This window comes from Mesorhizobium sp. KR9-304 (genome assembly GCF_040049215.1).
Classification (GTDB): domain Bacteria; phylum Pseudomonadota; class Alphaproteobacteria; order Rhizobiales; family Rhizobiaceae; genus Mesorhizobium_K.
In genome coordinates, this window is sequence record NZ_JBDZDN010000001.1 from 2123207 (window position 1) to 2146728 (window position 23522).

A 23522-nucleotide genomic window follows, 5' to 3' on the forward strand; every position below is an offset into this window, starting at 1 on the left:
TGAGGATATGAACATCATGACTGAAGCGGCCGTGGAGCAGAAAATCATGACTGGTTTGGACGGGCCGGTCTTCAAGATGAAGGGCGACAAGGTCTCGGTCTACTACGGTGAGAAGCGTGCGCTGTTCGACGTCGATCTCAACATCCGCGAAAAGCAGGTGACAGCATTGATCGGCCCCTCGGGCTGCGGCAAGTCGACCTTCCTTCGCTGCCTCAACCGCATGAACGATACGATCAGCATAGCCAGGGTGACCGGCAGAATCACGCTTGACAACGAAGACATCTACGACAAGTCGATCGACGTCGTGGAGCTCAGGGCCCGCGTCGGCATGGTGTTCCAGAAGCCGAACCCGTTCCCGAAGTCGATCTACGAGAACATCGCCTACGGCCCGCGCATCCATGGCTTGACCAAAAGCCGGGCGGATCTCGACGAGGTCGTCGAGAGGAGCCTGAAGAAGGCGGCGCTCTGGAACGAGGTCAAGGACCGTCTCACGGAATCCGGCACCGGCCTGTCGGGCGGTCAGCAGCAGCGCCTCTGCATCGCGCGTGCCATCGCCGTCTCCCCGGAGGTGATCCTCATGGACGAGCCCTGCTCGGCGCTCGATCCGATCGCCACCGCCAAGGTCGAGGAGTTGATCGACGAACTGCGCTCAAACTACACGATCGTCATCGTCACCCACTCGATGCAGCAGGCGGCACGCGTCTCGCAGCGCACTGCGATGTTCCATCTCGGCTACCTCGTCGAGGAGGGCGCTACCGACAAGATGTTCACCAACCCCGACGACAAGCGTACCCAGGACTACATCACCGGCCGCTTCGGCTGATTGACTGTTCCTGTTGCGACAGATCACGAGGACCTAGATCATGGGCGAACATACGGTCACCTCGTTTGACGAGGACCTCGACCACATCCAGCGGCTCATCCGCGACATGAGCGATCTCGCAGGCTCGATGGTCGGCTCTTCGATCCGTGCGCTGCTTGCATCCGACAATGCGCTTGCGCAGCGGGTCGTTTCCGACGACGTGATCATGGACGCGCGGCAGCGCGAGATCGACGACCGTGCGATCACCCTGATCGCCAAGCGCCAGCCCATGGCACAGGATCTGCGCGCGGTGGTCGGTGCGATCCGCATGGCCGGCGATCTCGAGCGAATAGGCGATCTAGCGAAGAATATCGCCAAGCGCGCCGGCGCGGTCGGGCAAGGTGCTGCGCCACGCGGCCTCTCGCACGGCATCGAGGCCATGGCGGAGCTGGTGCTCGGACAGGTGCAAGGTGTCGTCGGCCTCTACGTTGCGCGCGACGCCGACGGGCTGCGCACCCTGCGCATGGACGACGAGAAGATCGACGTCAAATACACGGCGGTGTTCCGCGAGCTTCTTACCTACATGATGGAAGATCCGCGCAACATCACGGCCTGCACGCATCTGCTGTTCTGCGCGAAGAATCTCGAGCGCATCGGCGATCACGTGACCAACATCGCGGAAAACGCCTATTATGTGGTAACCGGCGAGCAACTGCCGGCGAACCGTCCCAAGCTCGACGAGACCGCGCTGGCGGTTCTGGCCGAGTAGGATCAGGACACACCCAAGGGACACCCGAAGATGATCGCGCCGAAGATCATGGTGGTGGAAGACGAGGAGCCGCTAGGCGTGCTCCTGCGCTACAATCTCGAGGCCGAGGGCTACCAGGTCGAGATCGTGACGCGCGGCGACGAGGCGGAAATCCGGCTGCAGGAGCATGCGCCCGACCTGCTTGTGCTCGACTGGATGATCCCGGCGATCTCGGGCATCGAGCTCTGCCGGCGGCTCAGGATGCGGCCCGAGACGCAGCGCCTGCCCATCATCATGTTGACGGCGCGTGGCGAGGAGAGCGACCGCGTGCGCGGGCTTTCCACCGGCGCCGACGACTATCTCGTAAAACCATTCTCGACGCCGGAATTCATGGCGCGGGTGCGGGCGTTGCTCAGGCGCGCCAGGCCCGAGGTGCTGTCCTCGGTGCTCAAGGTCGGCGACATCATGCTCGACCGCGAGGCGCACCGGGTCTACCGCAAGAAGAACGAGATCAAGCTCGGGCCGACGGAATTCCGCCTGCTCGAGTTCATGATGCGGCACCCCGGCCGCGTCTTCTCACGCAGCCAGTTGCTCGACAATGTCTGGGGCGAGACGATCTATATCGACGAGCGCACCGTCGACGTGCATGTCGGCCGCCTGCGCAAGGCAGTCAACAATGGACGCATGCCTGATGTCATACGCACGATACGCGGCGCCGGCTACGCAATCCGCGAAGACTGAACTTCCGAAAATCTGACCGCCGCAAGCGACTCTTGCCGAGCCGACGTGTCCGGTGCATATTATTCCGGGCGCCGAAAAAAATAAAAAGCGCTTTTGGGAGGGGTCATGCGTTTACTGGGCCGCGTGCTTGCGGCGTGTGCTGTCATTGCGCTGGCGTGGTGCGCGACGCTGCCGGCCAAAGCGGCCGATCGCCCGACGCCGCAGGAAATGCTGCGCGACTGGTATTACCTGATGAACGAACTGGTTCGGCACACGGCGACTTATTCGCCACCGGTAGCAAGTCGCTCATTCGGCTATCTGGGTGTTACCGCGTTCGAGGCAGCCGTGGGAGGCTCGGACAGACTGGTGTCACTGGCGGGCCAGTTGCCTGGGCTGGATGCGGTGCCGGCGCGCGATGTCGCCGCCGTCTACGATGAGACGATCGTCATAAATGCCGCGATGTCGGATGCGATCGTCTACTATTTTGGCAATACCGGTCCGACGGGGCTGCGCGCTATCAAGGCCGCGCAGACGAAATGGCGCGGACGGGCCATTTCTGGCGTCTCCGAGGACGTCGTGGTGCGCAGCGAGACATTCGGCAAGGCCATGGCCTCCAGTATCCACGAATGGTCGCTGACCGATGGCGGCGCGGTCATCGACAATATGGGATTCCCTGAAGATTGGGATTTACCCAAGGGGGAAGGCAAGTGGGTGCCGACCAGCCCGATCCGCCAGCAGCAGCTGCCGCTGCTGCCCGAATGGGGAAATAACCGTACTTTTGCCGTGCCTTCTGGCGCTACCTGCAAGCTACCGGGCAACCCGCCCTTCAGTTTCGAACCGGACACCCAATTCTACAGGGAGGCCAACGAGGTCTATGAGACCGTCAAGAATGCGACGCCCGAGCAGGCAACCATCGCACGCTTCTGGTCCGACGATCCGATGCTGTCTATGACGCCCCCGGGCCACTGGGTATCGATTGCCCTCCAGGTCGCCGAACGCGCCAACCTGTCGCTGGAAGACAATGTCGACCTGCTCGCGCGCATGGGCGTGGCCATGTCGGATGCCTTTGTCGGCTGCTGGCGCGAGAAATACGCCTACAACCTCATTCGCCCTATCACCTATATCAAGAAGGCCATCGACCCCAAGTGGGAGCCTATTCTGAATACGCCGCCCTTCCCGGAGTACCCCAGCGGACACAGCACGGTGTCCGGCGCCATGGACGCAGTACTGACGGGGTTCTTTGGTGACGACTATGCCTTCGAAGATAAGACAGGCTCGCCCGACGGACGCAAACCGCGCAACTACAAGAGTTTCCATGAGGCCGCCGAAGAGGCCGGCATCTCCCGGCTTTATGGCGGCATCCATTTCCGCTCCGCCATAGTCGATGGGCTCGCGCAGGGGCGGTGCATCGGCGAATACACGAACGCGCTCAAGACGAGGAAATAACCATGCGCCTCGCGTCTTTTGGACTCGCTGCAGCGCTGGGGTGCGCCGGGGTAACCACCGCGTTTTCCGTGGAGAATTCGCCTGATATCCCGAGCTTCGTCGAGGAGACCGCAAGCGCCGGAATCGACAGCGTCTATAAGGGTGAGTGGGAGTACATGGTCGGCGGCGGCGCGGCGTCCTTCGACTGCAACGACGACGGATATCCGGAGATTTTGCTGGCCGGCGGCGAGCAGCCCGCGAAGTTCTATCGCAATGCAAGCAGCCAAGGCGGCGCGCTGAAGTTCACGGCCGAGCAGAGCGGTCTTGAGTTGGACAAAGTCACCGGCGCCTATCCCCTCGACGTCGACGGTAATGGCGTCAGGGATGTTGTGCTGCTGCGTGTCGGCGAGAACGTCGTGATGCGTGGCCTAGGCGGCTGCAGGTTCGAGCGCGCCAACGAGGAGTGGGGCTTCACCGGTGGCGATTCATGGTGGACCTCGCTTGCGGCGACCTGGGAAAAGGGCGCCGACTGGCCGACGATCGCGGTCGGCAGCTACATCGACCGCCACGAAGAGATTTCTCCCTGGGGATCGTGCACCGACAACTTTCTGCTGCGCCCTGCGGCCGGCGAGCGCAAGTTCGGCGCGCCGGTCGCGCTGAAGCCGAGCTTCTGCCCGCTGTCGATGCTGTTCACCGACTGGAACCGGTCCGGCACGCCGTCGCTGCGCGTTTCCAACGACCGCGAATATTACGAAGGCGGCCAGGAGCAGATGTGGAAGATCGAACCGGGCATTGAGCCGGCGCTCTATAGCGCTGCCGAAGGGTGGAAGTTCCTGCGCATCTGGGGCATGGGCATCGCCAGCTACGACCTGAATTTCGATGGCTATCCGGAATATTTCCTGACCAGCATGGCCGACAACAAGCTGCAGACGCTGGCGGTGGCGCCGGCGGACGGCGCCCCGCCAAAGCCGTCATACGCCGACGTCGCCTATCCCAGGAACGTCACCGCGCACCGGCCCTATAAGGGCGAAGACCTGAAGCCCAGCACGGCCTGGCACACGCAATTCGAGGACGTGAACAATGACGGCCTCGTCGATCTGTTCATCGCCAAGGGCAATGTCTGGGATATGCCGGATTTCGCGATGAAGGATCCCAACAACCTGCTGCTGCAGCAGAGTGACGGCAAGTTCATGGAGGCCGGCGACAAGGCCGGCGTCGCCAGCGTGGAGCAGGCGAGGGGCGCGGCGCTCGCCGATTTCAATCTCGACGGGCTGGTCGACCTAGTGGTGGTCAACCGCAATTCGCCCGCGCAGATTTGGCGCAACGCCAGCACGGACGTGGGACACTGGATCGAAGTGAAGATCGAGCAGCCGGGTCCGAACCGCGACGCCATCGGCGCATGGATCGAGATACGCTGCGAGGGCATGCCTGTCATGCGGCGCGAAGCGACGGTCGGCGGCGGACATGCCGGCGGTCAGTTGGGCTGGCGGCATTTCGGGCTGGGCAAGGTTTCGGCGGCCGAGCTGCGCGTGATCTGGCCAGACGGCACCAGCGGAGACTGGCAGCCTGTCGACGCCGGCCGCTTCTACATATTGAAGCGCGGGGAGCCGCCCCGGGCGTTCGATCCGGCGTAGGTTTGCTCGCCGGCCGCGCGGCTTGCGCCGGGTCAGGCGACCTCCTTGCCGGCGTCGAGCGCCTCTAGGCCGACGGCGAAAATCTCCTGGTCGACGAAGGCAAGCGCCCGCATCGCGCAGCCCTGCAGGATGAGCGGCAGCTCATCGGCCACAGTGTCGAACGATATGGCGTCGGAGTGCTGACCACCGGCAGTCTGCGCGATGGCGGTGCGGATGTACGGCTCCAGGAGGTCGAATGCGGCGGCGCCACCCCCGACGAATGCGACCGGCGCCGGGTCGATCAGCGCAAAAAGGCTGCCGAGACCGTAGCCGATGGCGGTGCCCGCCGTGCGGTAGGCCTCTCGTTCCGCGCCTTCCCCCGAGCGGGCGCGGGCGGCAAGCGCCACCATGTCTGCATTGCCGATGCCGTCCTCCGGCGTGGAGTACTCGCTCTTACGATGCGCGTTGCGCCAGATGGCGTAGTCGCCCGCATAGGCCTCGACGCAGCCGCGCCGGCCGCAGCGGCAGAGCGCGCCGCTTGGCTGGTGGATCATGTGACCGAATTCACCGCCTGACGATCGCGTGCCTGTGAACAGCTCCCCCTTCAGCACCAGTCCCATGCCTATGCCGTGCGAAAGCAGGATGGCGATGAAATTGTCGCGGTAGCGGGCCGGATCGCGCCAGCGCAAGGCGACCGCCATCATATTGCAGTCATTCTCGACCGTCGTCGGTATGGCGAACTCGCGCTCGAGCATGTCGGCGAACGGAATGTCGCGGTGCGGCGTGATCGGCGACCAGAGCATGACGCGGGCGGCAGCGTCGCTGATGCCCTGGATCGCTAGGACGATGCGCAGCGGCTTCAACGGGCCGGTCGAGCGTCCCGTGGTCAGCCGGCGCAGCATGGCGACGAGTTCCGCGACGAGTTCGTCGCGCGATATCGTCGCGGTCGACAACCGCCGGTTCTCCTCGACGACGGGCACGCCGGAATAATCGACGATCGCAGCCGAAAGATCGCTGAGCGACAGAACGGCGACGATCACGGCGCCGGCCTTGGGATTGAGCGACAGCGCCACCTGCGGCCGTCCGCGCCGCGCGGTCGCATGCTCGCTTCCTTTCGTCTCGGCGAGGATGCCTTCTGATATCAGGTCGGCCGAGATCGCGGATATGGTGGAATGGCTGAGGCCGGTGGCGGACGCGATCTCAGTGCGCGACGGTTGGCCGGCGCGGCGCACCGCGGCGATTACCATCGCGCGGTTGCGACGGCGCAGATCGTCATGGCGCATCCCTGCCGACATATTCAAACGCCTCCTCCAAGTCCCGCCGCCGTCGGCGGCAGGGGCCCGCCCGACAAAGCAGACTTGCAGCCGGCTTGCCAAGCATAGTTCTTCCGGACCAAGCGCTGGACCGGAACCTCCGAAATCGATATTGACAGAAAGTAGGCGTTCAGCCAGTATTTTTTCGAGACCCGAAAAAAGTCTCGCTCGGCGTGAAGGCCGAAAATTGTCGCGCATAGCTGCGCATGGGAGGAAAGTCATGATGAAATTTGCGGCCGCTTTTGCGGCTGGTGTAGCTATGTCGCTGGCGTTTGCCGGCGCTGCTTCGGCCAAGGACAAGACCATCGCCGTCTCCTGGAAGACCTTCCAGGAAGAGCGCTGGAAGACCGACGAAGCCGCCATCAAGGCAGCCGTCGAGGCTGCCGGCAACACCTACATCTCGACGGATGCTCAGACGTCTGCCCAGAAGCAGGCCGCCGACATCGAGGGCCTGATCGCCCAGAAGCCGGACGTGGTTCTCGTCGTTGCGTATGATAGCGACGCCATCCTGCCGTCGATCAAGGCGCTGAGCGATGCGGGGATCAAGTCGATTGCCTATGACGTGCAGTTCGAAGACCCGAATGCGCTCTACATCACCTTCGACAACGTCGGCGTGGGCCGTATCATCGCCGAGGAAATCCAGAAGGTGAAGCCGGAAGGCAACTACGCCTTCATCAAGGGCGACAAGGGCGACCCGAACGCCACCTTCCTGTTCCAGGGCATGATGGAAGTGCTCAAGGACGGCCTCGACTCCGGCAAGATCAAGAATGTGTGCGAGACATTCACCGACAAATGGGCCCCGGACAATGCCCAGAAGAATATGGAACAGTGCCTGACCTCGACGGGCAACAAGGTTGACGCAGTGCTTTCTGAAAACGATGGCATGGCTTCGGGCGTCGTCGCGGCCCTTACCGCCCAGGGCATGGCCGGAATTCCGGTTGGTGGCCAGGATGGTGACTTGGCTGCCATCAACCGCGTGGCTCTGGGCACGCAGACCGTTTCGGTCTGGAAGAACTCCAAGGACCTCGGAAAAGTTGCTGGCGAAGCTGCCAATGCTCTCGCCGATGGGACGCCGATGGAAAAGATCGCCGGTGTCACCAAGTTCTCGGGTGGCAAGAACGGCGTTGAGATGAACTCCATTCTCCTCAATCCGACGCCGATCACGAAGGCCAACATCAATGTCGCCATCGAAGCTGGCCACATCACCAAGGAACAGGCATGTGCAGGCGTGGCCGCCGGTGCAGTGCCGGGTTGCTGATCGCTTGACGATCTAACGATCGACGCTGCGCCACCTTGAAAAAAGGTGGCGCAGTCGTTTCACGCAGTGGCATCGGCCTCCACTTGACCGTTACGCAGGCTTGGCCAGGGGCATGGGCAACGGCGTACTCGTCTTTCCGCGACCGAGGTCTGGCCTTTGCCCAGGTGACGATTTGGGGCCATGGTTCATTCCTTGACTGCTTTCTGTTTTCCAATGCACGTTGTCAGTCGCAGCGGCCACATGGGGAGGCAACGTGTCCAACCTGCCAAACACCAATCAGGGACCCGCCCTTGAAAGCGAAGGGGCGATAAAGCGGTTTTTCCGCGCCACGGAGATTGACGAGCGTCTGCTTGGCATGGTGGCCGCCCTGTTGTTGATCTGGGTAGTCTTCGACATTGCCAGTGGCATCATGCGTGGCAATTTCGGCGGCCTTCTGGGCGGCTCGTTCCTCACGCCGCGCAATCTGTGGACGCTGCTGGTGCAGACGTCCTCGATCGCCATCATGTCCACGGGCATGGTGCTGCTGATCGTCATGCGCCAGCTCGACCTGTCCATCGGCTCGATGCTCAGCCTTGTAGCCGTCGCCGGCGCCGTCCTGCAGGTCTTTGAACTGGTGCCCATTCTCGGTGTTGGTCACCCCGCTATCTGGCCGATCGCCGTCATGTTCATGATCGCCCTCGGCGCGATGGTCGGCGCACTGAACGGCTGGCTGACAGCCTACCTCAAGATCCCGGCTTTCATCGTCACGCTTGGCGGACTTCTCGCCTACAGCGGAATGGCGTTCTATCTGGCCAAGGGCGAAACCGTGGCGCCCATGGACAAGACATACGAGATTTTCGGTGGCGGCATCCCCTTGAGCTGGCTCGGACCATTCTGGAGCTGGATGATTGCGGTCGTCGTCTGCTGCGCGATCGTCTTCGCAATTTACAACGGCCGCCGCCAGCGCAAGCGCTTCAAGTTTCCATTGCGTCCCGTCTGGGCGGAAATCGTCCTGGTAGTACTCGGCAGCGGCATCGTCCTGGGCATCACCAATGTGATGAACTCATACCCCTGGCCGTTCAAGCTCATCGAGAACTACGCCAAGGCCAATGGCGTCGTCATTCCACCGGGCGTGGAAAACAAGGACGGGAACGCCGTCTGCACGGCCGGTGACCAGGTCGTGCGTTGCACCGAGGGCCTGATCTACTACACGGGCTATTCCGTACCGGTGCTGATGGCGCTCTTTGTCGGCGTCGCCATGACCTTTCTTGCCACACGCACCCAGTTTGGCCGCTATGTCTATGCAACGGGCGGCAATCCGGAAGCAGCCGAACTGGCCGGCGTCAACACCAAGTGGCTGACGGTGAAGGTCTTCGCCCTGATGGGCATTCTGGTCGGCATCTCAGCGGTCGTGTCGTCGGCGCGTCTCAATGCGGCAACCAACGCTCTGGGCGCCCTCAACGAACTCTACGTCATTGCCGCAACGGTCATCGGCGGCACGTCACTCGCGGGGGGTGTCGGCACGATCTACGGTGCGATGCTGGGTGCTCTTATGATGCAGTCCATCATCTCCGGCATGTCGCTGTTGAATCTTCCCGCAGCCTTCCAGAACATCGTGGTGGGCGCCGTGCTCGTGCTGGCAGTCTGGCTGGATCAGCTCTATTCCCGTCGCGTGAGGTGAGGCTCAGGATCATGGTGACACCACTCATTGAAATGCGTGACATCTCCATCGCATTCGGTGGCATTCGTGCTGTCGACCGCGCCTCCATCGACCTTTTCCCAGGGGAGGTCGTCGGTCTGCTCGGCCACAATGGCGCCGGTAAATCCACTCTCATCAAGATCCTGTCCGGAGCGTACAAACGCGACCATGGCGACATCTACATCGCCGGCGAGAAGGCCGACATCAACAACCCGCGCGACGCCAAGAAATACGGCATCGAGACGATCTACCAGACGCTGGCTCTCGCCGACAACGTCGACGCCGCGGCCAACCTCTATCTCGGTCGCGAGCTCAAGACGGCGTATGGCACATTGGATGACGTCGCGATGGAGGCCGAGTGCCGCAAGGTGATGCACAGGCTCAACCCCAATTTCCGCCGCTTCAAGGAGCCTGTATCGAAGCTTTCGGGCGGCCAGCGACAGTCGGTTGCGATTGCGCGCGCCATCCACTTCAACGCCCGAATCCTGATCATGGACGAACCGACAGCGGCGCTCGGGCCGCAGGAAACCGCGCAGGTGGGCGAACTGGTCAAGCAGCTGAAGGCCGAGGGCATCGGGATATTCCTCATCAGCCACGACATCCATGATGTGTTCGATCTGGCCGACCGTGTCTGCGTGATGAAAAACGGTCAGGTCGTGGGCACGGCGAGAACCAGCGACGTCACTCCGGACGAGGTGCTCGGCATGATCATTCTAGGCAAGTGCCCGCCCGGTGCGGTCCCGGGACCGGGCGCCATGGCATTGGCGGTCTGAAGATACCCAAGCCGGCAAACGAGGCGATTCTCCGGCTCTGCGCGGCTTGAGATTCTGCATTGTCTTGGCGTAATGGAGCGCCGATAAGGTGTCGGGGCCAACCGGGTCGGCGTTTGAAGAAGCATTTTCCCATAGTGGCTTTTGCAGCCGTGGCCCTCGCCAGCCTGGCGATGGCCGGCTTTGCCTATCTCGCCGCGGAAGAGGCGACGCGCATCAAGTTCGAGGCGACCGCCGACGATGCATTGAACCGCATCCAGAGCAGGGTCGATCTGCATCTGTCGCTACTGCGCGAGACGGACGCATTCTTCAGCGCGCGCGCCGGTGAAGTAACCAGCAATGAGTTCAAGACTTATTTCGACGCGCTCCAGGTCGACAAGAATTTTGGAGGGCTGCAGTCGCTGGGCCTGCTCGGTGTTGGGAAATCCGGCGACGAGGTGTTGCTGGAACGCGCGATCAGCGAGCGGCAGAACGTCGAGAGGTCGATCTTCCCGCCTTCCTCGGAAGGCGACTGGCGGATGCCGGTGATGCTTATCGAGCCGCTCGACCGGGGCAGGATGACGGGTATCGGCTACGATATGTTCAGCGACGCGCAGGCCCGCGACGCGATACTGGCCTCCATTGAGACGGGCGAATCGCGGGCGACCGGCCGCGTGCTGCTCGGGCCTCAGATCGGCGCCCAAATGTCTCCTGGCTTCCTGCTGTTCTCCGCGCTGGAGCGGCCGGGCGCGCCCGAAGGTCAGCCGGCCGGAATGCTCTTTGCCGCTTTCCGCACGCAGGAACTCGCCAACTCCGCGCTCGACAAGTTTCCGGCGCTGCCGGTTTATGTCCAGGTGTTCGACGGCGCGGCAGAGGCTGAGAACCTGCTGTTCCGGTCGCAGGTCGAGCCCGCCCACGACATGGATTTCGCAACCACCCGCCAGTTGCTCGTCGCTGGGCGGCCCTGGGTCATCGAATTCCGGCCGACGGCCGATTTCACGCGACCGTCTTCACCGGTGATCCCCGTGCTGCTGGGCCTGTTCGGCCTGCTGCTCGCCGTCGCGATAGCACTCCTCCAGCGCTATCAGGCCCGCGCCTACGAGGCGATGTCGAAGCTGCAGGAGAATGCCGAGAACAGCCTTCTGGAAAAGGATCTGATGCTTCAGGAGATGAAGCATCGCATCAAGAATTCGATCACGCGGGTGCTGGCGATCGCACGCCAGACCGCCGCAAGCGCCAAGGATATCGGCGAATTCTCGGAATCCTTCTCGGCGCGGCTGCAGGCGATGGCCGCCTCACAGGACATGCTCACCCGCTCGCGCTGGCAGAAGGCGGATCTCGGCGAATTGCTGCACATCGAACTGGCTCAGGCGTTCGGCAAGGAGCTTCCCGATGGCATGCTAAGCGGTCCGAAGGTGATGCTTACGGAAACCGCGACCCAGGCGCTGGGCCTGACTTTCCATGAATTGGCCACCAATGCGCTGAAATACGGAGAAGCCGGCAATTCGCCCGACGCGCTGAAGGTGGATTGGCAGGTTCGGGGCCAGACGCTCTTGCTGTCCTGGCGCGAAATTGGCTCGCCCGTGTCGCCGCCCGAAAAGCCTGGCTTCGGCACCAAGCTGATAGACATGAACATCACAAGGGAACTCAAGGGCAAGATCCGTCGCGACTACCGCGCCGACGGACTGCTTATCGAGATCGAAATCCCGCTGGCCGGCAAAGACCTCTGAGCGTGAAAATAATGGCTGCCCCAACAACAAGCGGGGCAGCCATGTTTCGGCCGGCGACTTCGACGGTTTCGGCGCGACCTAGCGGCAGCGGGCCTCGTAGATGCGGCCGTTGCGATCACGGTAGCGGCACCAGCCGTCGCGGGCCGCCCTGCCGATCAGCACGCCTGACGCGGCGCCTACCACGCCACCGATGATCGCGCCGCCGGCGTCGCCCGTGGCCAGAGCGCCGACACCCGCGCCGATCAAGCCGCCGGTCGTGGCGTCGGTTTCAGCCGTCGTGCAACCAGCGAGCGCCATCATGGCTGCCACCGCAAAGATAGTCTTTCTCATATGAGGCTCCTCAGTTCGTCGTCCCGCCCGTCGTTTAGCACGCAATGGCGGATTTTTGCGCGCCAGAAATCATTCTTGGCTAAGATAGTCTTTTTCGCGACTTTCCGGGCTCGATGCAACCATGATCTCCGGCACCTCGATCAGGGCGTATAGGGTGCCGTCGGGCTTTACGTCCCAGACAAGCTCTGCGTCCTCTTCCTCTATGGCCGGATCGACTTCGACGCATTGGCCGAAGACTTGCGGATGCTTGGTCGTGAATAGGCTGATGGATGGCTGCAGGTTACCTTCGCATTCCTCGACGGTTTCGTAGACCGATATTGGCGGCGGTAGTTCGCGGCATTGGACAAGATCGTCGGAGCATCCCACGATCAGTAGCAAGGCAGCTATATGTTCCATGGCAGTTTCCTCTCGCAATGAGAGAACGGCCCTCCAGGGCATGAAACGCCGACGCCTCCGCGATGGTTCCTTGCAGACTAACTCAATCGCTGAAGAGGCGAGCTGGAACCGAGGACTCGATGGTTGGCCGGCTTTCAGACGGATCAATCTGTCTCGAAATTGTCGTACGGAACGACCAGCTTGTATTCTAGCGAGCGAGCCGTTCCCGATCTCCAGACCGGCGCCGTCCAGACTGGCGCAGCGGCGGACCGACATGTTGACGGTTGGTCTGAACGCCGGGACCGCATTCCTGCGGAAGATAGGTCCGCCGGACAGTGCTCCGTTGGAAAGCCCTGCCCGGCGGCAACTGGAAACCGATTGAGGGGTGCGGCTTCCAGCATTCGAATGAAGCTGCGTCAGGCTCGGCGGAAAAGACCGGCCAGAAGCGAGATCACCAGAAACGCGAGGAATACGAAGAACAGGATCTGCGCGATGCCTGCGGACGTTCCAGCGATGCCGCCAAAGCCCAAAGCGCCGGCTATGATTGCGACGACGAGAAAAACAAGCGCCCAGTAAAGCATGATCGATCTCCTCGAAAGCGGATGCGTCGAAAACGGCGCATGCCCAACTTGGTTCCGGAAAGTCAACAAAAAAGGGCCGTCACCGGACGGCCCTTTCTGAACTGAGCGCGTCGTATCTCAGGCGGCGGCCTTGGCTTGCCGATCAAAGAAAAGTGCTTGGCTGATAAGGGCCTTCACCATGTCGGGATTGAAGGGCTTGGTGACCAGGAAAGCCGGTTCCGGCCGTTCGCCGGTGAGCAGGCGCTCAGGGAACGCGGTGATGAAGATGACCGGCACCGATGTGGTGGCAAGAATCTCGTTGACCGCGTCGATGCCCGAACTGCCGTCGGCTAACTGGATGTCGGCAAGGATCATCTTGGCGCGTGTGTTCCTGAACATCGCCGTCGCCTCGCCATGGGTACGCGCAGTTCCGACCACGCGATGCCCCAGGCTCTCGACCATCTGCTCGATGTCCATCGCGATCAGCGGCTCATCCTCGATGATAAGGATGTCTGTCGCGACCTGGCGCGAAATCTCGGCGCTCGCCTGGGCGAGCAGATCGGCGAATTCCTCCTCGGCAGTATCGAGAATTTCGGCAGCCTCCTCGTTCGAGAAGCCCTCGACCGCAATCAGCAGGAATGCCTGGCGTGCGCGCGGCGCCAAAGCGCCGAGGTTGGCGGCGGTACGCTGCTCCCATGCCACAGGCGAAGCCTCCTGGGGCACGCGGATCGAAACCGAGGTGAAGAGTTGGGAGAAGAGCTTGTAGATAGCGATGCGATCGCTGGAAGCTTTGGGAAAAATGCTTATGTCGGCAATGATTGCTTCAAGCAATGCTGCGACGAGCGCATCGCCGCTGTGTTGAGATCCGGACACCGCCCGCGAAAACCTGCGGAGAAAAGGCAGGTGCGGCGCAATGGTTGCCGATAGACTCATGATGGTGCGTCTCCCTCAAAGGACGTGATGCGTGCGGGTGATTTGAGCTGAACCCCACCCACAACGCTCCCACAACGCCCTGGCGAAAAAAAGGTTCCGAAAGATGCGACGTTGCGGAACCAAACCGAAAATCATGCGTTTAGCGGCCCACGGCAACCGGACGTTCAGCGGCCCACGGCAACCGGGGTAGGGGACCGGCGTGTACGCGGCGCTGGAGAATGATACGCTCGGCACGTTCTCGGGGAAAGAAGGGCGAAATACCGACAATGACTAAAAAAGAAACCGCCGCGGAGGCCGCGAACCGTCGTCGGCCGACCATGGTCGATCCGCTCGGGTCCAATTCCGAGATCGGCCGCAAGCTGAAGCAATATTACGACGAGCTCGTGTCCGACCAGGTGCCGGATCGATTCGCCGTGCTGCTCAGCCAGCTCGAAAACGCCGAACCCGTTCGGAAAAAGGATTGACGGCATGGCGGTTTCCGCAGCCTTCAAGACCGATCTGCTCGGCGCGATCCCCAGTTTACGGGCCTTTGCCGTGTCGCTCGCCCAGAATGCCGACAAGGCGGACGATCTCGTCCAGGAGACGCTGGTCAAGGCCTGGGACAAGCATGAGAGCTTTCAGCCCGGCACCAATCTCAAGGCCTGGCTGTTCACCATCCTGCGTAACGAGTTTTATTCGCAGATGCGAAAGCGCGGCCGGGAGGTTCAGGACTCGGAAGGGCTGATGACCGCGCGCCTCGCGGTACATCCAAGCCAGCATGGGCAGCTCGACCTCAAGGATTTCAGGGCTGCGCTCGAGCAACTGCCGGAAGACCAGCGCGAGGCGATCATCCTGATCGGGGCTTCGGGTTTCTCTTACGAGGAAGCGGCGGAGATTTGCGATTGCGCGGTCGGCACCATCAAGAGCCGGGTCAGCCGCGCACGCGCCAGGCTGCAGGATATATTGCAGATTTCGGGCGAGGCCGATTTCGGTCCCGACGCCATTTCTTCACAAGTGATGGGATCAAGCGCTGCGTGATAAGGGCATACGGCCGCAGGCGGCTGCAACGGCTTCGACGAGGTCGTTTCCGGCGTAAGGTTTGCCAACCATCGTGACGCCGGGGAATCGTTGGCTCACCTCGGCATCGTCCGTATAGCCAGACGCGAAAATGAAAGGCTTGCCGGCGTCTTTCAGGCGGGCGGCGAAGTCGAAGGTGGAGACGCCACTCAGCAGCAAGTCTAAGATTGCCGCATCGAACTCGAGGTCGTCTCCGACATCGTCTACGCTGCGCGCCGCGACGACGCTGACGGCGCCGTGGTCGAGGCAGAGTTGCTCTACATCCATGGCGATAAGGAACTCGTCCTCGAGCAACAGGATTCTCAAGTCTTCGAGTATGCCGGACAAGCGTAGATCTCCTGGAAAACGTCAGTCATGGGGGCAATCGGGGATAATGTCATTAAAAAAAGATACTCGTGCCCTGTGCGCCTTTTCGGACGCACAGAGGGCGCGCCGACATATGGGAATCCACGGTAGCCGACAAGCGCCGGCGACAGTCCGCGAGCTAACTCTTATCGATGTCGTCCACGCCCCAGTTTATGCCCGGCACGATATTGCGGATCACAGCGTAAACGATGAGCAGAGCAGGGATGGCGATGAACCCTCCAAGCGGACCCCACAGCCAAATCCAGAATATCAGCGCAAGCACGACGATGAACGGATTCAGCGTCATGGTGCGGCCGATCACCATGGGGGTCACGAACTGCGACTCCAGCATGTTGACGGCCAGATATACCGCGACCGGCAGCAGGCTTCCCGTCAGCGTGTCGTATTCGGCCAACCCAACCATGAAGAGCATCGCGACCATGACGACTGGGCCGATGAAAACGACGAAGTTGGTCAGGGCCGCGAGCGCCCCCCACAGCGCGGCGGACGGAACGCCGATGAGGTAGAGCCCTATGCTGACGGCAATGCCTTCCAGGATGTTGATGATGGTGATCGACAGCAGATAACGCGACACCATGCGCTCGACATCGCGGAAGATATGCGCGACCCGCCAGCGGAGGCGCCTGTCGAGGCAAAGCTTAAGGACGGCGGCGCGGGTCTGGTTGCGGGTGGCGACGAAAAAGTACAGGCAGGCGAAGAAGATCAGGATCTGCGCGACCACTGCGGGCGCCAGGATGGCCATGCTTTCGACGCCGCTTCCTTCGTCCACCGACACGGGGAGTCCTTCGCTGCCAGTCAAGTCGCGCAGCTGGTCGCGGACGCTCTTCAGCGTATCCAGTGGCGCCTTGAACTCCGACAGATGCAGCTGCAGGTTGGACCAAAGCTGTGGCAGGCGTGACAGCCAGACCGACAAAGGGGCGGCGACGGCCGCTGCAAGAAGACCAATCGCTATGATGAACAGGATCACCACCAAAGAGGCGGAAAGGCCGGGCCGCAGCCCCCGATTTTCGAGCCGGGTGGCGACTGGCCCCAGCATCAGCCCAAGCACGATGCCGAGGCTCGCCGGAGCAAGTATGTATTGGCCGGCGTGGAGCGCGAAGACGCTGGCGACGGCGCCTATCACGATTACGGCCACCTGCGCGCTGCGCAGCAGCAGAAGCTCGACATTGGACTTGGGCGGCAACCTGACGATCGGCGCCTTCTTGGCAATTCGATTGGACATGAAATTTTCCAATGGGGGATTAAAACGCGAAAACGCCCTTTGACATTCGTTTGTTCCCGGCGGAACCTCGCCAACAATGCGGCGTTGAACGCCTGCAAATGCAAGGAGTGAAGCCATGGCGACAGCGGCGACCGGCAAGACCGGCAACGAAGCCCCCGATCTCGAAGCCGATATCAAGCAGCTGAAAGCGGACCTGGAGAAGCTTGCCAAGCAGATGGCGGCCACCGGCGAGCATGGTTATGGAACCGCCAGGCGCGCGGCCGCGATGGGTGCAGAACAGTTGCGTGCGCAAGGCGAGGCGAAGCTTGATGAACTTCGCGCCAACGCCAAGGATATCGAGGCGCAAGTTATGGCTCATGTTCGCGAGAAGCCGGTCACCTCGTTGGCGATCGCTGCGGGCGTGGGCTTCCTTTTCGCACTTCTCGCGCGCCGTTAGTCACTCCGGATGCTGGCGTCGCTGCTTGCAAGCCTGGCGTCGGGCGAGACGGTAGTAGCCATTCGGCGCGCGCGCCGGGCGGCCATCTTCTATCTGTTGGCCGGACTGGCCGCCGTTTGTGGCGTCGGGTTCCTTGTAGCGGCCCTCTACATCTGGCTGTCCGACCTGTACGGGCGGCTGGAGACGGCGCTGTCGTTCGGCTTTGGCTTCCTCGTCATTGCACTCGTCGTCGTGATGGTCCACCGCCTGACGGCGGGATCGCGCGCCAAGCGTGCGGCCGAACGGCGAAAATCAGACCTGACCGCCGTCGGTGTGGCCGCCGCGCTCGCGGTTCTGCCTGGATTGCTGCGCAGCCGGGCGGGAGTGGGCGCGCTTCTTGCGCCTGCGCTCGCGGTTGTCGCCTATGCGATCTATCGCGAAAACACCAAGCCAAGGCCCGGCCCGGACGAGCCTTCGGAATAGATCGTCCGCAGCCGCGACTCGGCGGGAACCCGCAACCTTCCCAAGCATTGGTGCCACAAGCGTCAGCGAAGGAAGATCAATGCCGCAAAGAATTCCAAAGAACAAGGCACGGCAAGGCAGGTTGGGTGCGAACGTGCTGATGATTCTGGTCATAGCACTCGCTCTTTCCGGCGCCGTATGGCTCGGGCTCGAGTTCTATGGCGAAGCCATCGACGCGCAAAGCACAGGCCAGCCGGGCGCCGTTCAGACGAACGTCACCCAGTAGCCCAGCCTACTCATCCGCCCAGTGGACCTTGTCTGGTTGCTTGGTGCCTGACGGGCGTCAAGCTGTTGCAATCAATCATCTATTGGTTGGGTTTGTTCGCGACGCGCTGAGCAAAAAGGCAGGCATCCGCGGATGCAAAGTTCGGAACGGAATCGGCAACGCGACGTTGTGAAAGTGTGATGTCGCACCGGCCCTCCCAGCGACGAGTAAGGCCGGCGCGACAGATGCAATGACATCGTTCCCGAAATCACGCATAAGGAGAGTTTAACATGATCCGCAATTTCCTGGCTACCACGGCGATCACGACGCTTGTAGCAACCGGCGCATTCGCCCAGGAGGCAACCACGCCGGCGCCCGCGCCGGTCGAACCTGCTCCGATGACGCAGGAAGCGACTCCGGCCGCGCCGGCGATGAAGGCCGACGGCCATCTGGCCAGCAACATCATCGGCGAGAACGTCTATAACGGCACCGGCGACGATGCCCAGAATATCGGCGACGTCAACGACATCGTCATCGGCGCCGATGGCAAAATCGAGGCCGTGGTGGTCGGCGTCGGCGGTTTCCTCGGCCTCGGCGAGAAAGATGTTGCCGTGAACTTCGCGGAGCTCGATTGGGCCGAACGCGATGGCGACCGCTGGCTGGTGAGCTCGCTCACCAAGGAGCAGTTGGAATCGCAGGCGGCCTTCGACCGCAGCGCCTACGAGCCCGCGCAGCCGGTGGCGTCGAACGAACCTGCCGCAGGCGTAGCCCCGGCTCCGGAAACGACCGCCCAGGCGCCGGCCGATCCCGCATCGCCTGCCCCGGACGCCACGGCTGAAGCTCCTGCGGAATCGGCCCCTGCCGATCAGATGGCGCAGAACCCGGCTCCGGCCGACCCTGCGGCTCCGGCGCCTGACGCCTCGACCGACACGACGACCACGGCGGCGATCGACAAGTCGACGCTGACCGAAATGCCGGCCACCGATATCCGCGCCGAAGAAATGATCGGCACCACGGTCTATGGCGCCAATGACGCCAATGTCGGCGAGATCGGCGATGTCGTGCTGACGGCCGATGGGAAGGTCGACGCCTATATCATCGACGTCGGCGGCTTTCTGGGCGTCGGCGAAAAGGAAGTCGCCGTCGGCAGCGAGAATCTCGCCTTCATGACCGACAAGGACGGCGAGAAGTACCTGTACACGAACTTCACCAAGGAGCAGCTCGACGCGGCCGCGGCCTATGACGAGAGCACCTATACGGAGAAGCGTGACGACCAGCGCCTGATGATGATCCAGTAAGTCATCTGACCGGTAAGACAGCAAAAAGCCCGCGCCGAAAGGCGCGGGCTTTCTTTAGATCAGCGGCAATGCGGCCGGCATTCCAACAACGCCATTCTCGGTCAGGGTCGATAGAGCGAGCGATTGGTCGAGATGTTCGGCGCGCCAGGCGAGCATGCGCTCCGCGAATTCGAGCCGCACGGGGATGGATGAAGGATCGTCCGCTCGATTTTGCAACTCGCCCGGATCATTGTCCAGATCGTAGAGCAGCGGCGGCAGTCCGCCGCCAAAATGCACATATTTCCACTTTTCGCTGCGGATAACGGCAAGGTTGCACTGCCGAGGGTCCAGTCCGAAGTGACGTTCCGCCGAGCCCTTCTCGATCGAGCGGAAGTCGAATTCCCAATGTGCTGCGTCGCGCCAGGTTGCCGGCGTGTTGCCATCGAGAAATAGCGCCAGCGACCTGCCGTCGAGATGCCCAGGCGGGGCTTCGCCAAGCAGCTCGATCAGCGTCGGCATGATGTCCACTGCCTCGGTGAACCGCTTGACGCTTGCACCCCGGACTTTCCGGCGCGGGTCGCGGACGATCAGAGGTATGTGGAAGCTCTGGTCGAAGAAGCCGCCCTTGCCGAGCAGGTAATGGTCGCCCATCATTTCCGCATGGTCCGAGGTGAGGATGACGATCGTATCGTTCCATGCGCCCGCCTTCTTGACAGCGGCCCATATGCGGCCAAGCTGGGCGTCGGTTTCCGAGATCATGCCCCAGTAGAGCGCGCGGATGGCGCGGAACTCGTCCTCGCTGAAATCGTGAACCTTGCCCTTCTTGCCGGGCAGGAATTTCGACTTCTTCTGCCGCCCGATGACGTAGTCGAGATAGGGGTGCGCCGCGGCTTCCTGCGACCAGGTCTTGTTCCGGCTGAAGCCGGGCCCGTCCTCCGGTGCGTAGAGCGCGTTGTAGGGCTCGGGCACGATGAAGGGCGGATGCGGGCTGATGAAGGAAAGGTGCGCGAACCAGTGGCCGCTTTGCTCGCCTAGCCAGCGGATGAATTCGTCTGCCAGAAATGCCGCTGGCGTCTCATCGGCCGAATAGACCGGCGGCGCGTTGGTCACGGTTCCGCCGCCTCCCTTGGCTGGGCGGTGGATGTCAGGATGGCCGGCGGAAGCGTCGATGCCGCGCGCGGCGAGCCAGGACAGCCACGGTTTCTGGTGTTCAGGCAGCAGTTGGCGGACTGTGAAGCCCGGCAGAACGCCCTCGTAGCTCTTCAGCAGCGGATCTTCGGGCGCCAGGTGTCGCGGATCCGGCGATACGTCGGTGTAGCCGAAAAGCGTCGGATCGTAGCCGACCGCTCGGGCCGCGAGGGCTATGTTGCCGTGGCGCGCATCGAGTGGGCTGCCGTTGCGGCAGACCCGATTGTTCATCTGGTAGAGGCCGGTGTAGAGGCAGGCGCGGGCGGGTGAACAGGGGGCCGCGCCGCCATAATGGCGACGGAAGATGACACCTTCGGCGGCGAGCGCGTCGACATTGGGCGTCCGCACCACGGGATGATCTGCCGCCGAGAGGCTGTCGCCGCGCCACTGGTCGCAGGTGATGAAAAGGACGTTCGGTTTCCGGCGCGCCATTTCCAACCTCCGGGTGCAGCGCGTCATGGAGCCGAATTTTCGGTCGCTTGCAAGAGGACCACCCAGAGGCGACGATGTACTGCGATCCGCTATTGTTCATTATGTGTGGACGGACCTTGCTGAGGTCACGCACTACCGGTGAACGATTGGATGGACAACATAGCGAGCAGGCAAGAGCGGCGATGCCGCAATGGAATAAGGAGCCTGAAAATGCTCGACCAGATCAAGGGCCTTCACCACGTCACCTCGATGGCGAAGGACGCCCGACAGAACAATGAATTCTTCACCGGCAAGCTCGGCCTACGCCGGGTCAAGAAGACCGTCAATTTCGATGCGCCGGATGTCTATCATCTTTATTATGCTGACGAATTCGGCACGCCGGGTTCGGTTATGACCTATTTTCCGTTCCCCAATATCGGCAAGGGCAGGCCCGGTGTCGGCGAAGTCGGCACCACTGTCTTTGCAGTGCCCGAGGGTTCGCTCGGTTACTGGAGGGAGCGTCTCGAGAAAGAGGGTGTGGCCGGCCTCAAGACCGAAATCAGCTTTGGCGAGAACCGCCTTGTCTTCGAAGGGCCGGACGGTGACGGCTTCGCGCTCGTTGAGGCGAAGGGCGACGAGCGTGCGCCCTGGGTCAAGGGCGGCGTGCCGTCGGACGACGCGATCCGCGGCTTCCACTCCGCCTCACTCAGGCTGCGCGACGGCGGCGCGACCGAAGAACTCCTTAAGTTCATGGGCTACGAGAATGTCGACCAGTCCGGCAATGTGAAACGCCTCGCCGTCAAGGACGGCAATGGCGCCAATGTGATCGACATCGAGACGCTGCCCGGCGCCGCTTTCGCCGATCTCGGCGCGGGATCGGTGCATCACATCGCCTTTGCGGTGGAGAATCGCGCCAAGCAACTCGAAGTGCGCAAGGCGCTGCTCGATACGGGCTACCACGTGACGCCGGTCATCGACCGCGACTACTTCTGGGCGATCTATTTCCGCACGCCCGGCGGCGTGCTGTTCGAGGTGGCGACCAACGAGCCCGGTTTCGACCGGGACGAGGATACTGCACATCTCGGCGAGACGCTGAAGCTGCCGACCCAGCACGCGCATCTGCGCGACTATCTGGAAAAACACCTGCAGCCGCTCGGCAACTGACAGAGGCCACCATGTCCAAAAGTGCCTACATCCACAAGGTCGCGCCCGGTTTGCCGGGCGGGCCGCTTCTGTTCACCTTCCACGGCACCGGCGGCGACGAGAGCCAGTTCCTCGGTCTGGCGCGGGAGCTGCTGCCGACGGCGACAATCGTGTCTCCGCGCGGTAATGTGTCGGAGCATGGCGCGGCGCGCTTCTTTCGCCGGACCGGCGAGGGCGTCTACGACATGGACGACCTCGCGCGGGCGACGGACCGGATGTCGGGCTTCGTCCGCGCGCATGTCGAGGCGGCCAAGCCGTCCTCGGTGCTTGGCCTCGGCTATTCCAACGGCGCCAACATACTTGCATCGGTGGTGTTCGCCGATCCGGGCCTGTTCGATGCCACGGTGCTGATGCATCCGCTGATTCCGTTCGAGCCGCAGGTCAACGGCGACCTCGCCGGCAGGCGTGTGCTGATCACGGCGGGCCGGCGCGATCCGATCTGCCCGCCGAACCTCACCGCAAGGCTCGCTGCCCACCTCCAGGGACGCGGCGCCGATGCCAAGGTTGAATGGCATGAAGGTGGTCACGAAATAAGAGAGAATGAGATCGAGGCGGCACGGCGCTTTTTCGCCTTCGCCCCTGCGCCAGGAGAAACGGCATGAGTGGTGAACTGTCTGACGAAAGCCTCACGGAGATCCAGTTCGAGGACTGGGGCTCGAAAGGCCGCTATGTCCTGCGTTCGCCGGCCGGCGATGAGGCGGAGATGACATTTACCAAGATCGGCGAGCACCAGATCATCATCGACCACACCGAAGTGCCCGATGCTTTCCGCGGGCAGGGCGCCGGGCTCCGCCTTGTGACGCGGGCCGTGGAGGACGCGCGCGCCGCCGGCACGACAATCATTCCGCTCTGTCCCTTCGCCGCGGCTCAGTTTCGCCGCCATCAGGAATGGCATGACGTGCTGAAGAAATGACCATGGAACCGCGAGCGGGCACGCGGCCTGGGCAAACGTGCGGAGATGGCAGGTGAGCGGTGCGGACCAGGAAATTAGCATCGAGAGACAGAACGGACGGGGTTCCTACCTGCTGCCGCTGCCTGACGGCGGGGCCGCGCGGCTGACCTTCGTCGAGACCGGTCCGGACCACATCGCCATCGACTACAGCTTCGTGCCGCCGCAATACCGTGGCCGGGGTGTGGCGCTGAAGCTGGTCAAGAAGGCCGTCGATGACGCTCGGGACAAGAGCTTCAAGATCACGCCGCTCTGCGGCTATGTCGTGGCCGAGTTCCGGCGCCATCCGGAATGGTCCGACGTGCTGCAAAGGTGACACGCGCCAACATCTTCGGCGGTTCAGCTTTGCCCGAGTCGACGAGAAACGCCACGATATCTCCGTTACGTAGAAAGCCAGCTATTTCAATACCTTGTTGGGTCCCCCGAGGGCAGCTGGCATGGGTGGAATGTACATGAATTTGACCGAAAATGCCT

General features: G+C 62.4%; 27 protein-coding genes. 19 read left to right on the plus strand and 8 right to left on the minus strand.

Annotation, left to right across the window (positions count from 1 at the left end; genetic code table 11):
- Positions 1–7: 7 nt before the first annotated feature.
- The 5 genes from pstB to ABLE71_RS10265 all read left to right on the plus strand — a co-directional run bounded on the left by pstB (position 8) and on the right by ABLE71_RS10265 (position 5329).
- Positions 8–823, plus strand: coding sequence for a phosphate ABC transporter ATP-binding protein PstB (pstB, locus tag ABLE71_RS10245; RefSeq protein ID WP_348783232.1), 816 nt, complete (start codon positions 8–10; stop codon positions 821–823).
- A 40-nt stretch (positions 824–863) separates the two neighbouring features.
- Positions 864–1571, plus strand: coding sequence for a phosphate signaling complex protein PhoU (gene phoU, locus ABLE71_RS10250; RefSeq protein ID WP_348783233.1), 708 nt, complete (start codon positions 864–866; stop codon positions 1569–1571).
- A 30-nt stretch (positions 1572–1601) separates the two neighbouring features.
- Positions 1602–2291 carry a phosphate regulon transcriptional regulator PhoB gene (phoB, locus tag ABLE71_RS10255; protein ID WP_348783234.1) on the plus strand — a complete coding sequence of 230 codons (690 nt, stop codon included), beginning with the start codon at positions 1602–1604 and terminating at the stop codon, positions 2289–2291.
- 105 nt (positions 2292–2396) lie between these two features.
- Positions 2397–3716, plus strand: coding sequence for a vanadium-dependent haloperoxidase (locus tag ABLE71_RS10260; protein ID WP_348783235.1), 1320 nt, complete (start codon positions 2397–2399; stop codon positions 3714–3716).
- A 2-nt stretch (positions 3717–3718) separates the two neighbouring features.
- Positions 3719–5329, plus strand: coding sequence for a CRTAC1 family protein (locus ABLE71_RS10265; RefSeq protein ID WP_348783236.1), 1611 nt, complete (start codon positions 3719–3721; stop codon positions 5327–5329).
- 32 nt (positions 5330–5361) lie between these two features.
- On the opposite strand, the gene ABLE71_RS10270 is transcribed toward ABLE71_RS10265, so the two are convergent.
- Entirely contained in the window at positions 5362–6603 is a 1242-nt protein-coding gene (locus ABLE71_RS10270) for an ROK family transcriptional regulator (protein WP_348783237.1), read from the minus strand.
- A gap of 241 nt (positions 6604–6844) precedes the next feature.
- Here ABLE71_RS10270 and ABLE71_RS10275 point away from each other — a divergent pair, with 241 nt between their 5' ends.
- From ABLE71_RS10275 to ABLE71_RS10290, 4 genes are all read left to right on the plus strand, one after another.
- The gene (locus tag ABLE71_RS10275; RefSeq protein ID WP_348783714.1) at positions 6845–7879 is read left to right on the plus strand and encodes a substrate-binding domain-containing protein; all 1035 of its coding nucleotides are present in this window, start codon (positions 6845–6847) and stop codon (positions 7877–7879) included.
- Positions 7880–8132: 253 nt separating this feature from the next.
- On the plus strand, positions 8133–9539 hold the full coding sequence (locus ABLE71_RS10280) for a sugar ABC transporter permease (RefSeq protein ID WP_348783238.1): 1407 nt from the start codon (positions 8133–8135) through the stop codon (positions 9537–9539).
- An 11-nt stretch (positions 9540–9550) separates the two neighbouring features.
- Positions 9551–10330: an ATP-binding cassette domain-containing protein gene (locus tag ABLE71_RS10285; protein ID WP_348783239.1), complete on the plus strand. Its 780-nt coding sequence runs from the start codon at positions 9551–9553 to the stop codon at positions 10328–10330.
- 113 nt (positions 10331–10443) lie between these two features.
- On the plus strand, positions 10444–12036 hold the full coding sequence (locus tag ABLE71_RS10290) for a CHASE domain-containing protein (RefSeq protein ID WP_348783240.1): 1593 nt from the start codon (positions 10444–10446) through the stop codon (positions 12034–12036).
- Between the two features lie 78 nt (positions 12037–12114).
- Here ABLE71_RS10290 and ABLE71_RS10295 read toward each other — a convergent pair whose 3' ends face one another.
- The 4 genes from ABLE71_RS10295 to ABLE71_RS10310 all read right to left on the minus strand — a co-directional run bounded on the left by ABLE71_RS10295 (position 12115) and on the right by ABLE71_RS10310 (position 14234).
- Positions 12115–12366, minus strand: coding sequence for a hypothetical protein (locus tag ABLE71_RS10295; RefSeq protein ID WP_348783241.1), 252 nt, complete (start codon positions 12364–12366; stop codon positions 12115–12117).
- A 69-nt stretch (positions 12367–12435) separates the two neighbouring features.
- Entirely contained in the window at positions 12436–12762 is a 327-nt protein-coding gene (locus ABLE71_RS10300; RefSeq protein ID WP_348783242.1) for a hypothetical protein, read from the minus strand.
- Positions 12763–13157: 395 nt separating this feature from the next.
- Positions 13158–13322 (minus strand): DUF1328 domain-containing protein, encoded by a 165-nt coding sequence (locus tag ABLE71_RS10305; protein ID WP_121583648.1) that lies wholly within the window; start codon positions 13320–13322, stop codon positions 13158–13160.
- Positions 13323–13439: 117 nt separating this feature from the next.
- Positions 13440–14234 carry a response regulator gene (locus tag ABLE71_RS10310; RefSeq protein WP_348783243.1) on the minus strand — a complete coding sequence of 265 codons (795 nt, stop codon included), beginning with the start codon at positions 14232–14234 and terminating at the stop codon, positions 13440–13442.
- Between the two features lie 266 nt (positions 14235–14500).
- Here ABLE71_RS10310 and ABLE71_RS10315 point away from each other — a divergent pair, with 266 nt between their 5' ends.
- Positions 14501–14698 carry a NepR family anti-sigma factor gene (locus ABLE71_RS10315; protein ID WP_348783244.1) on the plus strand — a complete coding sequence of 66 codons (198 nt, stop codon included), beginning with the start codon at positions 14501–14503 and terminating at the stop codon, positions 14696–14698.
- A gap of 4 nt (positions 14699–14702) precedes the next feature.
- Positions 14703–15251 (plus strand): sigma-70 family RNA polymerase sigma factor, encoded by a 549-nt coding sequence (locus tag ABLE71_RS10320; RefSeq protein ID WP_348783245.1) that lies wholly within the window; start codon positions 14703–14705, stop codon positions 15249–15251.
- Here the strand turns inward: ABLE71_RS10320 and ABLE71_RS10325 are convergent.
- Positions 15237–15617 (minus strand): response regulator, encoded by a 381-nt coding sequence (locus tag ABLE71_RS10325; RefSeq protein ID WP_348783246.1) that lies wholly within the window; start codon positions 15615–15617, stop codon positions 15237–15239. The two genes, ABLE71_RS10320 and ABLE71_RS10325, sit on opposite strands and share 15 nt — an antisense overlap.
- Before the next feature lie 157 nt (positions 15618–15774).
- The gene (locus tag ABLE71_RS10330) at positions 15775–17025 is read right to left on the minus strand and encodes an AI-2E family transporter (protein WP_348783247.1); all 1251 of its coding nucleotides are present in this window, start codon (positions 17023–17025) and stop codon (positions 15775–15777) included.
- On the opposite strand from ABLE71_RS10330, the gene ABLE71_RS10335 reads away from it, so the two are divergent.
- From ABLE71_RS10335 to ABLE71_RS10350, 4 genes are all read left to right on the plus strand, one after another.
- Positions 16994–17314, plus strand: coding sequence for a hypothetical protein (locus tag ABLE71_RS10335; RefSeq protein ID WP_348783248.1), 321 nt, complete (start codon positions 16994–16996; stop codon positions 17312–17314). The genes ABLE71_RS10330 and ABLE71_RS10335 overlap by 32 nt on opposite strands.
- A 9-nt stretch (positions 17315–17323) precedes the next feature.
- Complete coding sequence (locus ABLE71_RS10340; protein ID WP_348783249.1) at positions 17324–17776, plus strand: hypothetical protein; 453 nt, start codon at positions 17324–17326, stop codon at positions 17774–17776.
- Between the two features lie 79 nt (positions 17777–17855).
- Positions 17856–18041, plus strand: coding sequence for a hypothetical protein (locus ABLE71_RS10345; protein ID WP_348783250.1), 186 nt, complete (start codon positions 17856–17858; stop codon positions 18039–18041).
- A gap of 269 nt (positions 18042–18310) precedes the next feature.
- Positions 18311–19318, plus strand: coding sequence for a PRC-barrel domain-containing protein (locus ABLE71_RS10350; protein WP_348783251.1), 1008 nt, complete (start codon positions 18311–18313; stop codon positions 19316–19318).
- Between the two features lie 54 nt (positions 19319–19372).
- Here the strand turns inward: ABLE71_RS10350 and ABLE71_RS10355 are convergent, their stop codons facing one another.
- Positions 19373–20917, minus strand: a complete 1545-nt coding sequence (locus ABLE71_RS10355) for an alkaline phosphatase family protein (RefSeq protein WP_348783252.1) — start codon at positions 20915–20917, stop codon at positions 19373–19375.
- A gap of 210 nt (positions 20918–21127) precedes the next feature.
- Here ABLE71_RS10355 and ABLE71_RS10360 point away from each other — a divergent pair, with 210 nt between their 5' ends.
- From ABLE71_RS10360 to ABLE71_RS10375, 4 genes are read left to right on the plus strand one after another with little or no spacing between them, the layout of a single operon-like run.
- Positions 21128–22060 (plus strand): VOC family protein, encoded by a 933-nt coding sequence (locus ABLE71_RS10360; RefSeq protein WP_348783253.1) that lies wholly within the window; start codon positions 21128–21130, stop codon positions 22058–22060.
- A gap of 11 nt (positions 22061–22071) precedes the next feature.
- Complete coding sequence (locus ABLE71_RS10365) at positions 22072–22701, plus strand: alpha/beta hydrolase (protein WP_348783254.1); 630 nt, start codon at positions 22072–22074, stop codon at positions 22699–22701.
- Positions 22698–23012: a GNAT family N-acetyltransferase gene (locus ABLE71_RS10370; protein ID WP_348783255.1), complete on the plus strand. Its 315-nt coding sequence runs from the start codon at positions 22698–22700 to the stop codon at positions 23010–23012. Before ABLE71_RS10365 ends, ABLE71_RS10370 begins: the two co-directional genes overlap by 4 nt.
- Positions 23013–23064: 52 nt before the next feature.
- The gene (locus tag ABLE71_RS10375; RefSeq protein WP_348783256.1) at positions 23065–23364 is read left to right on the plus strand and encodes a GNAT family N-acetyltransferase; all 300 of its coding nucleotides are present in this window, start codon (positions 23065–23067) and stop codon (positions 23362–23364) included.
- The last annotated feature ends 158 nt before the right edge of the window (positions 23365–23522 follow it).

Coding starts and splice junctions, on each gene's coding strand:
- pstB (WP_348783232.1), top strand. CDS start 8: ATGAACATCATGACTGAAGCGGCCGTGGAGCAGAAAATCATGACTGGT.
- phoU (WP_348783233.1), top strand. CDS start 864: ATGGGCGAACATACGGTCACCTCGTTTGACGAGGACCTCGACCACATC.
- phoB (WP_348783234.1), top strand. CDS start 1,602: ATGATCGCGCCGAAGATCATGGTGGTGGAAGACGAGGAGCCGCTAGGC.
- ABLE71_RS10260 (WP_348783235.1), top strand. CDS start 2,397: ATGCGTTTACTGGGCCGCGTGCTTGCGGCGTGTGCTGTCATTGCGCTG.
- ABLE71_RS10265 (WP_348783236.1), top strand. CDS start 3,719: ATGCGCCTCGCGTCTTTTGGACTCGCTGCAGCGCTGGGGTGCGCCGGG.
- ABLE71_RS10270 (WP_348783237.1), bottom strand. CDS start 6,603: ATGTCGGCAGGGATGCGCCATGACGATCTGCGCCGTCGCAACCGCGCG.
- ABLE71_RS10275 (WP_348783714.1), top strand. CDS start 6,845: ATGAAATTTGCGGCCGCTTTTGCGGCTGGTGTAGCTATGTCGCTGGCG.
- ABLE71_RS10285 (WP_348783239.1), top strand. CDS start 9,551: ATGGTGACACCACTCATTGAAATGCGTGACATCTCCATCGCATTCGGT.
- ABLE71_RS10295 (WP_348783241.1), bottom strand. CDS start 12,366: ATGAGAAAGACTATCTTTGCGGTGGCAGCCATGATGGCGCTCGCTGGT.
- ABLE71_RS10300 (WP_348783242.1), bottom strand. CDS start 12,762: ATGGAACATATAGCTGCCTTGCTACTGATCGTGGGATGCTCCGACGAT.
- ABLE71_RS10305 (WP_121583648.1), bottom strand. CDS start 13,322: ATGCTTTACTGGGCGCTTGTTTTTCTCGTCGTCGCAATCATAGCCGGC.
- ABLE71_RS10310 (WP_348783243.1), bottom strand. CDS start 14,234: ATGAGTCTATCGGCAACCATTGCGCCGCACCTGCCTTTTCTCCGCAGG.
- ABLE71_RS10315 (WP_348783244.1), top strand. CDS start 14,501: ATGACTAAAAAAGAAACCGCCGCGGAGGCCGCGAACCGTCGTCGGCCG.
- ABLE71_RS10320 (WP_348783245.1), top strand. CDS start 14,703: ATGGCGGTTTCCGCAGCCTTCAAGACCGATCTGCTCGGCGCGATCCCC.
- ABLE71_RS10335 (WP_348783248.1), top strand. CDS start 16,994: ATGGCGACAGCGGCGACCGGCAAGACCGGCAACGAAGCCCCCGATCTC.
- ABLE71_RS10340 (WP_348783249.1), top strand. CDS start 17,324: ATGCTGGCGTCGCTGCTTGCAAGCCTGGCGTCGGGCGAGACGGTAGTA.
- ABLE71_RS10345 (WP_348783250.1), top strand. CDS start 17,856: ATGCCGCAAAGAATTCCAAAGAACAAGGCACGGCAAGGCAGGTTGGGT.
- ABLE71_RS10350 (WP_348783251.1), top strand. CDS start 18,311: ATGATCCGCAATTTCCTGGCTACCACGGCGATCACGACGCTTGTAGCA.
- ABLE71_RS10355 (WP_348783252.1), bottom strand. CDS start 20,917: ATGGCGCGCCGGAAACCGAACGTCCTTTTCATCACCTGCGACCAGTGG.
- ABLE71_RS10360 (WP_348783253.1), top strand. CDS start 21,128: ATGCTCGACCAGATCAAGGGCCTTCACCACGTCACCTCGATGGCGAAG.
- ABLE71_RS10365 (WP_348783254.1), top strand. CDS start 22,072: ATGTCCAAAAGTGCCTACATCCACAAGGTCGCGCCCGGTTTGCCGGGC.
- ABLE71_RS10370 (WP_348783255.1), top strand. CDS start 22,698: ATGAGTGGTGAACTGTCTGACGAAAGCCTCACGGAGATCCAGTTCGAG.